General features: G+C 33.7%; 10 protein-coding genes. 7 read left to right on the top strand and 3 right to left on the bottom strand.

Annotated elements, in window-relative coordinates; translation table 11 throughout:
* The first annotated feature begins 22 nt into the window (after window positions 1-22).
* The 5 genes from L0669_RS05000 (at window position 23) to L0669_RS04980 (ending at window position 5825) form a co-directional block, all read left to right on the top strand.
* Window positions 23-997, top strand: a complete 975-nt coding sequence (locus L0669_RS05000) for a PorP/SprF family type IX secretion system membrane protein (RefSeq protein ID WP_263761789.1) — start codon at window positions 23-25, stop codon at window positions 995-997.
* A 148-nt stretch (window positions 998-1145) separates the two neighbouring features.
* Complete coding sequence (locus L0669_RS04995; RefSeq protein WP_263761788.1) at window positions 1146-2333, top strand: phosphoglycerate kinase; 1188 nt, start codon at window positions 1146-1148, stop codon at window positions 2331-2333.
* 110 nt (window positions 2334-2443) lie between these two features.
* A complete protein-coding gene (locus tag L0669_RS04990) occupies window positions 2444-4288 on the top strand; it encodes a LysM peptidoglycan-binding domain-containing protein (protein ID WP_263761787.1) in 1845 nt (614 codons plus the stop codon).
* Window positions 4289-4335: 47 nt separating this feature from the next.
* Window positions 4336-5301 carry a DUF4837 family protein gene (locus L0669_RS04985; protein ID WP_173968957.1) on the top strand — a complete coding sequence of 322 codons (966 nt, stop codon included), beginning with the start codon at window positions 4336-4338 and terminating at the stop codon, window positions 5299-5301.
* A gap of 77 nt (window positions 5302-5378) precedes the next feature.
* Window positions 5379-5825 carry a GNAT family N-acetyltransferase gene (locus tag L0669_RS04980; protein WP_263761786.1) on the top strand — a complete coding sequence of 149 codons (447 nt, stop codon included), beginning with the start codon at window positions 5379-5381 and terminating at the stop codon, window positions 5823-5825.
* Between the two features lie 95 nt (window positions 5826-5920).
* Here the strand turns inward: L0669_RS04980 and L0669_RS04975 are convergent, their stop codons facing one another.
* From L0669_RS04975 to rnpA, 3 genes are all read right to left on the bottom strand, one after another.
* The gene (locus L0669_RS04975) at window positions 5921-7558 is read right to left on the bottom strand and encodes a S41 family peptidase (protein WP_263761785.1); all 1638 of its coding nucleotides are present in this window, start codon (window positions 7556-7558) and stop codon (window positions 5921-5923) included.
* Window positions 7559-7560: 2 nt separating this feature from the next.
* Window positions 7561-8385 carry a DUF4349 domain-containing protein gene (locus L0669_RS04970; RefSeq protein ID WP_263761784.1) on the bottom strand — a complete coding sequence of 275 codons (825 nt, stop codon included), beginning with the start codon at window positions 8383-8385 and terminating at the stop codon, window positions 7561-7563.
* A gap of 81 nt (window positions 8386-8466) precedes the next feature.
* The gene (rnpA, locus tag L0669_RS04965) at window positions 8467-8871 is read right to left on the bottom strand and encodes a ribonuclease P protein component (RefSeq protein ID WP_173968945.1); all 405 of its coding nucleotides are present in this window, start codon (window positions 8869-8871) and stop codon (window positions 8467-8469) included.
* 337 nt (window positions 8872-9208) lie between these two features.
* Between rnpA and L0669_RS04960 the strand changes: the two genes are divergently transcribed.
* A complete protein-coding gene (locus tag L0669_RS04960; protein WP_263761783.1) occupies window positions 9209-9949 on the top strand; it encodes a lysophospholipid acyltransferase family protein in 741 nt (246 codons plus the stop codon).
* Window positions 9950-10002: 53 nt separating this feature from the next.
* The gene (locus L0669_RS04955; RefSeq protein WP_173968942.1) at window positions 10003-10995 is read left to right on the top strand and encodes an acyl-ACP desaturase; all 993 of its coding nucleotides are present in this window, start codon (window positions 10003-10005) and stop codon (window positions 10993-10995) included.
* Window positions 10996-11227: the final 232 nt, after the last annotated feature.

Here is an 11227-nt window from a genome sequence, read left to right as displayed (position 1 = left end):
GTTGTCTAAAAAATTAATTACAATGAAAAAGTTTATTTTATCTTTAGTACTCATGGCTGTAACAACAAGTTACAGCCAAGAGTTAAACCTACCAGTATTTACACAATATTTAGCAGACAACCCTTTTGTTATTTCTCCTGCCTTTGCCGGTATCGGAGATAACCTTAGAGTTAGAGCCAACGGTCTTACACAATGGGTGGGTATTAAAGATGCACCGCAAAACCAGTCACTTTATGCTGATTTTAGAGTTCTGGATCGTTCCGGAGTTGGTATCTCGCTTTATAATGACAGAAACGGTTATACGCGCCAAACAGGAGCAAAAGTTTCCTTTGCGCACCACATCATTTTAGATTATTATTCAAAGCAATATTTGTCTTTCGGACTTTCGTACAACTTCAATACATTTCGTATCGATACAGACGAATTCAATACTACAATCGAGCACCCTGTTATAGACCCTTCTGTAACAGATAATCGTTATAATGCCAATAATAATTTTGATATTAGTGCCTTATATCGTAATAAAAGCTTCTACTTAAGTTTTAATGCCAATAACGTTTTAAAGAAAAATACCGATAAATACCGTGGAGTAGAACCTAATTTACTTTCCAACTATCAGGTATATACCGGTTATGTTTTTAAAGACGGAGAAAACAGCCGTATCGAATACGAACCATCTGTTTACTATCAATACTTTGCGAGTGACGGACGTTCAACAACCGATTTTAACTTCAAGTACAGACGTTACAATCGTTACGAAGATTACTATTGGATAGGAGTTTCATACCGTTTCTTAAACGACCAATTCCCAAAACCATTATCAGTTGGGCCAATGGTAGGTTTCATGAAATCTAAATTTTACTTCGGATATTCATATCAGGTAATGTTCAACGATTTAGGGAACTACAATACAGGAACGCACTCGGTAACCATAGGTTTCGATTTCTTACAATCAATCAGTAACTGTCCTTGTACACAAAGTCCGGTTCACGATTAAGGTACAATTTCATCATTTTACGCGCTAATTTGTTTTTTTTCTTAACTTATAACGTTTTCGCTGTTATAGATCGGTTATTTTTATATTTATGATACTTTAAAAGTTCTATATTTGTTTTTCTTTCAAAAAAAACTAAAAAAACTATAAAATGAAGACTTTAAACGATTTCGACTTTAAAAATAAGAAAGCAATTATCCGTGTAGATTTTAATGTACCATTGGATGAAAATTTTAATGTAACAGATGCTACTCGTATCGAAGCTGCAAAACCAACAATTGATGCTATTTTGGCACAAGGAGGAAGTGTAATTTTGATGTCGCATTTAGGAAGACCAAAAGGAGCAGAAGAAAAATATTCATTAAAACATATTTTAAAAACAGCTTCTGAAATTTTAGGAGTTCAGGTTAAGTTTGCTGAAAACTGTGTTGGAGAATTAGCTCAAACTGCTGCAAAAGATTTAAAACCAGGCGAAGTTTTATTACTTGAAAATTTACGTTTTCATGCAGAAGAAGAAGCTGGAGATGTTGCTTTTGCAAAAGAATTAGCATCATTAGGAGACATCTATGTAAACGATGCTTTTGGTACAGCTCACAGAGCGCACGCTTCAACAACTATTATTGCTCAATTTTTCCCAACAGAAAAATGTTTCGGAACATTGTTAGCAAAAGAAATAGAAAGCTTAAACAAAGTACTTAAAAATAGCGAAAAACCGGTAACAGCAGTTCTTGGAGGATCTAAAGTATCATCAAAAATTACCGTTATCGAAAATATCTTAGACAAAGTAGATCACATGATCATTGGTGGTGGAATGACTTTTACGTTCATTAAAGCACAAGGTGGTAAAATTGGAGATTCTATTTGCGAAGATGACAAACAAGAATTAGCACTTGAAATTTTAAGATTAGCTAAAGAAAAAGGAGTTCAGATTCATATTCCGGTTGATGTAATTGCTGCCGATGATTTCTCAAACACTGCAAACACGCAAGTTGTAGATGTAACAGCAATTCCTGACGGATGGCAAGGTCTTGATGCAGGTCCTAAATCTTTAGAGAATTTCAAAAAAGTAATTTTAGAGTCTAAAACTATATTATGGAATGGTCCTTTAGGAGTTTTCGAAATGGAATCATTCGCGAAAGGAACAATTGCATTAGGTGATTATATCGCCGAAGCTACAGAAAATGGAGCGTTTTCATTAGTAGGTGGTGGAGATTCAGTTGCTGCTGTAAAACAATTCGGATTCGAAGATAAAATGAGTTATGTATCTACCGGTGGTGGGGCTATGCTTGAAATGTTAGAAGGAAAAGTTTTACCTGGAATCGCTGCGATTTTAGACTAAAAAATCACAATTAACATTTTTTTAGATAGTTTACATGCATAAACTGGTTAAGTTTGCAAAAGTAAGGTTTCTGTAATTGTTTGAATTATAGAATTTTAAAAAAATGTTATATGATTGTAAAAAAAATATCAATAGTGGTCACGGCATTTTTCTCTATGTCGATGTTTGCGCAGGATGTTGCGAAGACAGAAGTAGAAATTAAGCCAGTTGTAAAGATATCGTATTTAGATTCTGTTAAAAATACTTTCAAAAGAGATGAAATGGCAACACGTGTTGACAGTCTCTGGATGAACGAATTAGTAAGTTTAGATATTTACGATGATCTTACAAAAGACATTCAAACCATCAACACAGATGTTACTGTAGATGAAGAACTGCCAACAGAATTGCTTAAACAGCGTCTTCAGGCAATGAATGAAAAATCACCTTTTGATATTGAATACAATCAAGGATTAGAAAATATAATAAAGTCATTTCTTAAGAATCGTAAAAAATCGTTTTCTCGATTAATGGCTTTATCAGAATATTATTTCCCAATTTTTGAAGACGCTTTTGCCAGACAAAATGTGCCTTTAGAAATTAAATATTTAGCCGTTGTAGAATCTGCTTTAAATCCTAAAGCAGTTTCTAAAATGGGCGCCACAGGACTTTGGCAATTCATGTACGGAACAGGAAAACAATACGCCCTGAAAATAGATTCGTATGTAGACGAACGTAGCGATCCACTTAAAGCTACAGCTGCTGCCTCAGAATACATGAGTAAAATGTTCAACATTTTTGGCGATTGGGAGTTAGTTTTAGCTTCATACAATTCAGGACCGGGAAATGTTACCAAAGCCATTCGTCGCTCTGGCGGAAAAACAAAATACTGGGACATTCGTAACCATCTTCCAAAAGAAACTCAAGGTTATGTTCCCGCTTTCTTAGCTACAATGTATCTTTTTGAATATCATAAAGAACACGGAATTAATCCGCAAAGAGCTGTAGTTAAAAACTTTGAAACAGATACAGTTCAGATTAAAAATCAAATGTCATTCAAGCAAATTGCAGATTTGTTAGACATGCCACAATCTCAAATACAACTTTTAAACCCTTCGTATAAATTAAACGTAGTACCTTTTTATCAAAACGAAGCACATTACCTGCGCTTACCAAAAGATAAAATTGCCACTTTCGTTTCAAACGAAGATAAAATTTACGACTATGTAGCGTACCAGTCGCAAAATAAAACAATGCCCGCTCAATTGGCTTTAAAAGTTACGCCTAAAGCAAAAGCAAAACAGGATAAAATAATAGAGCCAACAGATACTGATGTTAAATGGTATAAAGTTCAAAAAGGAGACAACTTAGGAACCATAGCAGCTAAATATAATGTGACTGTTCCTGAACTGAAAAAATGGAATAATCTTAAATCAAATGCAGTTGCGTTAGGAAGAAATCTAAAACTTAAAACAGATTACGATCCCGTTACTAAAAGCTTTAAAGAGTTAAAATCAACTATCGCTGTTGAGAAAAAATCAGAAGAAGCCATTGCTTCAGCTGATGATAAAGATAAGAACAATACGCATCCGCAGGAATATGTTGTAGCAGCCGGAGACAATTTAGGAAGCATCGCTAAAAAATTCGGTACGACTATTGCGGAGTTAAAAGAACTAAATAGTCTTACATCAAATAACATTGGTTTAGGTAAAACATTAGTAGTTGCAAAAGCAGCTCCTGAAATTATCGAGGAAAATGTAACTACAGCTATAGCTTCAAATTCGTCAATTGATTCATTCAGGAAAAAAGCTACTTCAACCAAAAATCTTGGAGAAGACTATTACGTTAAAAAAGGAGATTCGTTGTATAGTATTTCTAAAAAGTATCCTGGAGTTACCATTTCAGATATTAAAAAGTGGAATAACATTAAAGACGGAGACATTAAACCAGGAATGAAACTTAAAATAAACGGATAGTTAAAAAATCTTACATAAATTTGGGTTTTATTTCATAAATTAAGAAAATGAATAAAACCCATTTTTTATTGCTGTTAATTCCGTTTCTCTTGATTTCTTGTTTTAAAAGCGAGAAACCTGAGCCTGTATCCGGCAAAACCAATTCGATTTCTATTATTATAGACGATCAGTTGTGGTACGGAGAAGTAGGAGATAGTATCCGAAATAAATTTGCTTCACCCGTTTTGGGCCTCACCCAGGAGGAACCCTTATTTACCATAAATCAATATCCTGCCCGTTTGCTTGAAGGTTTTGTGACCGATAGCCGAAGCATTATTGTAGTGAAAAAAGCAACTACAGAAAAATTCGAAATTACCCATAGCAAATCTTTACCCCATAATACATTTCGTATTTACGGAAAATCTGTTGATGATATTATTTGCAGTATCGAACTCAATTCGGCACAAATTATCAAAATCATTCGCGATACCGAAATTGAGAAAGTACAGGAAGACAATAGCAAATCACTATTAAATCCTACGGTGATAAAAAACAAGTTCCACATCGATTTGCAAATCCCGACCGGTTACGAATACATGTTGCACAAAAAGAACTTTATTTGGCTTAAAAAAGACATTATAAGCGGGAATACGAGTTTACTTATTTACCAGATTCCCATTCGTAGCTTTAAGAAAAGTTCAGATCTTGTTGGAAATATTATCAAAATGCGAGACTCAGTTGGTTTTTATATCAAAGGCCGCGAACCCAATACGAGAATGATAACCGGTGAAGCCTATGCGCCTTATTTTTCGAATACAACGCTAGACGGAAAAAAGGCCTATGAAACCAAAGGAACCTGGGAACTGAAAAACGATTTTATGTCCGGGCCATTTATCAATTATGCCATTGTAGATGAAATGTACAATCGTATTTTGGTTATTGAAGGATTTTGTTATTCGCCTTCAAATCAGGAAAGAGATTTAATGTTCGATTTAGAAGCCATTATTAAATCTGTTAAAATAGACAAACGCTAAGATTTTGCTTTTAGGTTTAAAATCTCCACGTTGAGGTTTACTCAAGAAATCAATACAAAAACAACAAACAATATTAAATGGAATTAAAATGGAAAATAAAGCCGTTTGAGGCATTAACGGTTCATGAGTTATATGATTTGCTTAAACTAAGAAGTGAGATCTTTGTAGTAGAGCAAAATTGCGTCTATTTAGACCTTGACGGAAAAGACAAGAAAGCATTACACCTAATTGGTGAATATGATGGCAAAACAGTCGCTTATGTACGATTGTTTGATGCAGGAATTAGTTTTGACAATGCATCAATAGGCAGAGTTGTTGTTGATGCCAATTACCGCGACAGAAAATGGGGACATGACTTAATGCGTGAAGCCATTGCCGCAATAAAAAACCACTTTGATAAAGATAAAATTACCATAGGCGCACAATTGTATTTAAAGAAGTTCTACGAAAGTCACGGATTTGTACAAAGCAGCGAAATGTATCTTGAAGATGATATTCCGCATATTGAGATGATTCGCGGTTAAATTGCCATCAAGTTTAAAATACTTAAATAACATAAAAAAGCCTTTGTTAGCGATAAACGTTAACAAAGGCTTTTATATTTAAAAATCTTTTTGAACTACATTCTCAAAATCGATTTATATTCCGTTTGATTATTCAAAATAGTAACCGCTTTCTTAATCTCAGAGTTATTTTTGATATAATATTGATACAAACCTTCCTGATATTGATATCTTTTAATTAGTTCTTCCTGAATCAGGTTTCTAATCTCTTTTTGGTTTTTATCCAGTAAAGTAGTTTCGCTTTTTTCAAGAGCGGCCAATAATTGTTGATATTCCGGCGCTATTGTTTCATCGATTTTTTCATTTTTGGCTGCAGCCAAAGTATTCTTCAATGCAACCTCAGTTTCAGTATCAAAACTAATTTTGTTGGCTTTTAGGTATTGCTTAAAACTTGCATAATCAGCATCTGAAACTGTCGGGATTTTATCTCCCAAGTTTGGATTTTTGTAATAATACGTTGTCGCGTAATCAAAAATTCCGTCATTTTTTAATAAGGCGCTCGTAATCGGGCTCATTTTAGATTCGTCTAATTCGATATCCGGCAAAACCCCGCCACCATCATAAACCGTTCTTCCTTTACGGGTTTTAAAAGCATTAAAGTTTTTAGCATCCGTTTTTTGAGCTACACCATTTTTATCTTTATGAGCATAATCTAATGCCTGAATGCATCGGCCAGAAGGCGTGTAATAACGAGAAATAGTTACTTTTAATTGAGTTCCATAAGTTAAATCAACAGAACGTTGTACTAAACCTTTACCAAAACTACGAGTTCCTAAAATCACGGCACGATCTAAATCCTGCAAGGCACCGGAAACAATTTCAGATGCAGAAGCACTTCTTCCGTTTACTAAAATAGCCAGCGGAATTTGTGTGTCTACAGGTTCTTTAGTCGTTTTATACGTATTGTTATGTTTCTCAATTCTTGATTTTGTCGTTACAATTACTTCATTTTTAGGAACAAACAAATTACAAATGTCAATCGCCTCATTTAGTAAACCACCCGGATTGCCTCTTAAATCAAGAACAATTTGTGTGGATCCATCTGCTTTAAGTTTTTCAAGAGCGTCTTTTACTTCATTTGACGCCTTACGGCTAAAGTGTGCCAAAACAATATAACCCGTCTTGTCATCGATTTTTCCATAAAACGGAACCGATTTAATATCCACTTCATCCAAAACCAATTCGGTAGAAAAGGTTTTTCCCTGACGCAGGTATTTAATCTGAATTTTAGTGTTTTTCGTTCCTTTCAATAATTGAGAAGCATCATCCTTAAAATCAGCAATCAAAACATCACCAATCTGAATAATTTCGTCACCTGCTTTAAGTCCGGCTTTATCAGCAGGATAATTTTTATAAGGTTCGCGAACAATCAAGCGGTCTTTTTTGCGCGCGATCATAGCGCCAATTCCGGTATATTCTCCCGTATTGTTGATTTTAAAATTTACAACATCCTGTTCATTAAAGTAAACCGTATACGGATCTAAACTTCCCAACATGCTTTTAATGGCTTTATCCATCAAATCACCCGGATTTGTTTCGTCGACATAATTGGTGTTTACAGCTTTAAACAACGTTGTGAAGATTTCGATTTGTTTGGCAATCTCAAAAAAATCGTCTTTGAAACTGGTTCCAATAAATAAAAATCCTGCCGCAACAGTAGGTATGATGAATTTCTTTTTGAGATAAGGATACATGACTATGTTTTTTTTCTTTTAAATCTTTTTCTAATAAAATAGGCGAATACGCAAAATAGTATAATAAATGGCCAAAGACTAATAATGGATATTAAAAAATCTGAAAGGCTATAAAATCCGGATTGAATTGCCGTCCAGATTTTAGATCCGTACGAAGTTTTAACACCTTCTTTTTGAGCAATTGTTTTATAAAAATCGATGGTAACAACACTTTCTGAAACACGATTTTCTAAGTATTTTAACTGTCCTTCTTTCGCTTCAATTTCTTCACGAATAGCCGAAATTTGTTTTTCGATGTCTAAAATCTCACTAATTTTTGTCGCCTTTTGTAATATTTCTAAGTAACGGGCTTCAAGTTTACGCTTGGTATTTAGTCTCGAGGTTAGATCAATATATTCTTGTGTAACATCTTGTGCAGATATTTCTTTTTTATCAAAATAAGAAACACCTTTTGAAACAGAATTTATAAAATTATCAAAATTCTGACTAGGAACGCGAACAGTTATGCTTCTGTACGCATTATCATAGTCCTTTCCTTCGAAATCATTTTGAATTTTCGCGTTATTTTGTTTAACTGATATTTGAATCTGATTATAGGTGTTTTTTAAATCGCTAGTTTCAAATCGAAGAGATGCTTCCTTAATTATTTTCTCCGGAATTTCTGGTGAATTTTGAGTTTTATCTTTAGTAGCAGATTCGTATTTACCAGGTGAAGATGGTGATGCTAATCTTACGGTGGGAGCTACCACACTATTGAAACTAGGCTCGGCTTTACTACAACCCGAAAACGTCAAAAGGACAAAGAATAAAAAGAAAATATATTTCATGTCTATTTCAAATTAAATCTAAAACTACAATTTTTTTATAATTCTTGGTCTAATTTGATCAATAAAGTTGTCATCGAAGGATTACAAATCAGTTTTACTTTCAGAATCGCTGGTTTTGTTTACCTGAAGCAGGAATTTTTCGAAAAGTTGAATCGTTTTGGTATTGATTTCTTCGTAAGATAATTTGTCTTTGGTTTGGTAAAAAAACATCAAAGAATAGGGTTCCTGAATATTATCTAAAAGCAAATGTTTATTCAATCTGTACGTTTCTCTCAAAACGCGTTTGAAATAATTACGATCAACCGCTTTTTTAAAATATTTCTTAGAAACCGAAACACCAATTTTAATTTTTTCTGCGGCATCAACTTCCGCTTGACGGTAAACCAAACGCAACGGATATTTAGAAACCGATTTTCCTTCAGAAAATAGTAAACCTATTGTCGTTTTGCTCTTTAAGCGTTCATTTTTAGGGTAAGTGAAGTTCATTTAATTCAGAAAAAAATTGCAATTTAAGGCAAAGGTACAATTGTATTACAAATGCGAGCGATTTTAGGCAATTACTTTATAGTCAAATTTGTGCTGAGGTCTTAAATTTTATTGATATTGATGTGGTTTTTATAAATTAAACCTGATTTTCTGTAAGCATTATCGATCGTATCCGGGTTATATTTGTAAAATTCAATTTATAAAGCCAATATAATGAGTCTAAATTTGTACGATTTGTAATAGGTTTATTTTGGTAAACACCATATTTGTTGATAGTTATATAATTTTTATAGAGCTAAAAATTTATTTATTACTTTTGGGCATTAATTTTTTAAGCATGCAAAAAATAATTTCCTATCCAATATCAGTAATATACTATCTAGTTTTTAGTTTGTGTTTGCTTGTATTTCATCCAATACAATGGATTTGCCTAAATGTTTTTGGCTATCAGGCTCATAAAAAAAGTGTCGATTATTTAAATTTTTGCCTGTTAAGATGTACCAATCTTGTGGGAACAACTTATAAGATCGGAAATAGAGAAAATATCCCAACCGGAGTTCCTATTATTTTTGTTTCTAACCATCAAAGTATGTACGATATCATTGCAATGATTTGGTACTTTAGACGTTTTCATTGTAAATTTGTAAGCAAGAAAGAGTTAGGTAGCGGAATCCCAAGTGTGTCTTATAATTTAAAACATGGCGGATCTGTGCTAATTGACCGTAAAGACCCAAAACAGGCAATACCGGCAATAAAAGGTTTGTCTGAATATATTGAAAAATATAAGAGATCTGCAGTAATTTTTCCTGAAGGAACACGTAGTAAAACAGGAAAACCGAAAGAATTTGCTCAAAATGGTGTAAAAATTCTATGCAAATACGCACCTTCTGCGTATATAGTACCAGTGAGTATCAACAATTCATGGAAAATGGTAAAATATGGTTTTTTTCCTGTAGGTTTAGGAAATCGTCTTACCTTTACCGCTCATAAGGCTTTAGCCGTAAAAGACTATAATTTTGCCGAATTAATGGAGATGACAGAGAAGGCAGTTGTAGAAGGAGTAAACGAGTATAAATAGATTTTTGATTTCAGCAATTAAACTGAAACAGAAATCCCAATCTTAAATAAGTAATGTCTATAAAAAACATTAGATTAGAAGTAATGCAGTTTTTGGAAAAAAACGTGGATAGCTTCGTTGAACAGTATTTAATTCCGGTGGAAAAAATTTGGCAGCCGTCAGACTTTTTGCCTAATTCTGAAGGAGAAAATTTCTTTGAGGAGGTAAAAGAGTTACGTGAAATTGCCAAAGAATTACCATACGATTTCTGGGTAACGCTTGTAGGTGACACTATCACTGAGGAGGCTTTACCAACTTACGAATCATGGTTAATGGATGTAGAAGGAATTGATCAAATCGAAAATGGTGGAAACGGCTGGTCTAAATGGATCAGACAGTGGACCGGAGAAGAAAACCGTCACGGAGATTTGCTAAATAAATACTTGTATTTGTCTGGTCGTGTAAACATGCGTGAAATCGAAATGACAACACAGCACTTAATCAACGACGGATTTGATATTGGAACCGGAACTGACCCATACAAAAACTTTGTATACACTAGTTTCCAGGAATTAGCAACTTATGTGTCGCACAACAGAGTAGCACAGATCGCGAAGAAATTTGGCGATAACAAATTGTCTAAAATGTGTAAAATGATTGCTGGTGACGAAATGCGTCATCACCATGCATACAGCGAATTTGTTACCCGTATTTTTGCAGTAGATCCTAGCGAAATGATGTTGGCGTTTCAATACATGATGAAACAAAAAATCGTTATGCCGGCACATTTCTTAAGAGAATCAGGTCAAAAGATCAGTTCTGCTTTCGAACAATTTTCTGATTCTGCACAACGTATTGGGGTATATACCGCAAACGATTATGTAGATATCATGCAAAAATTAATTGATAAATGGGAAATCGATAAGGTTACCAATTTAACTGATGAAGCTGAAAAAGCGCGTGATTACTTAATGAAATTACCAGCTCGTATGGCAAGAATCTCAGAAAGATTAGTAATTCCACAAGAAGGACATATCTTCAAATGGGTTGAACCAGCTAGATTATAAAAAATTTTAGATTGCAGATTTCTGATTTTAGATTTAAAATTGATTTCGCAATTAATAATTGATATTGAGATTTAAAACATATTGTTGATTGTTAAGGTTGAAAAACTTTAGCAATCAACATTTTTTATTCAATAAGGATTTTCGAAAGAGGAGATTAAAAGTAATCTGTGTCAATCCGTTTAATCCGCAAGATCTGTGTGCTATTAACCACCCAGATAAAAACATAACAAAT

It is taken from the genome of Flavobacterium bizetiae, assembly GCF_024271895.1.
GTDB lineage: Bacteria > Bacteroidota > Bacteroidia > Flavobacteriales > Flavobacteriaceae > Flavobacterium > Flavobacterium bizetiae.
Note: the sequence above shows the minus strand (reverse complement) of the source record. Positions and strands in the feature narration are given on the sequence as shown.

What these genes read in the sequence shown, in the direction of transcription:
- L0669_RS04970 (WP_263761784.1), bottom strand. Translation starts at nt 8,385, where the DNA reads ATGAAATATATTTTCTTTTTATTCTTTGTCCTTTTGACGTTTTCGGGT.
- L0669_RS04960 (WP_263761783.1), top strand. Translation starts at nt 9,209, where the DNA reads ATGCAAAAAATAATTTCCTATCCAATATCAGTAATATACTATCTAGTT.
- L0669_RS04990 (WP_263761787.1), top strand. Translation starts at nt 2,444, where the DNA reads ATGATTGTAAAAAAAATATCAATAGTGGTCACGGCATTTTTCTCTATG.
- L0669_RS04985 (WP_173968957.1), top strand. Translation starts at nt 4,336, where the DNA reads ATGAATAAAACCCATTTTTTATTGCTGTTAATTCCGTTTCTCTTGATT.
- L0669_RS05000 (WP_263761789.1), top strand. Translation starts at nt 23, where the DNA reads ATGAAAAAGTTTATTTTATCTTTAGTACTCATGGCTGTAACAACAAGT.
- L0669_RS04995 (WP_263761788.1), top strand. Translation starts at nt 1,146, where the DNA reads ATGAAGACTTTAAACGATTTCGACTTTAAAAATAAGAAAGCAATTATC.
- L0669_RS04955 (WP_173968942.1), top strand. Translation starts at nt 10,003, where the DNA reads ATGTCTATAAAAAACATTAGATTAGAAGTAATGCAGTTTTTGGAAAAA.
- L0669_RS04975 (WP_263761785.1), bottom strand. Translation starts at nt 7,558, where the DNA reads ATGTATCCTTATCTCAAAAAGAAATTCATCATACCTACTGTTGCGGCA.
- rnpA (WP_173968945.1), bottom strand. Translation starts at nt 8,871, where the DNA reads ATGAACTTCACTTACCCTAAAAATGAACGCTTAAAGAGCAAAACGACA.
- L0669_RS04980 (WP_263761786.1), top strand. Translation starts at nt 5,379, where the DNA reads ATGGAATTAAAATGGAAAATAAAGCCGTTTGAGGCATTAACGGTTCAT.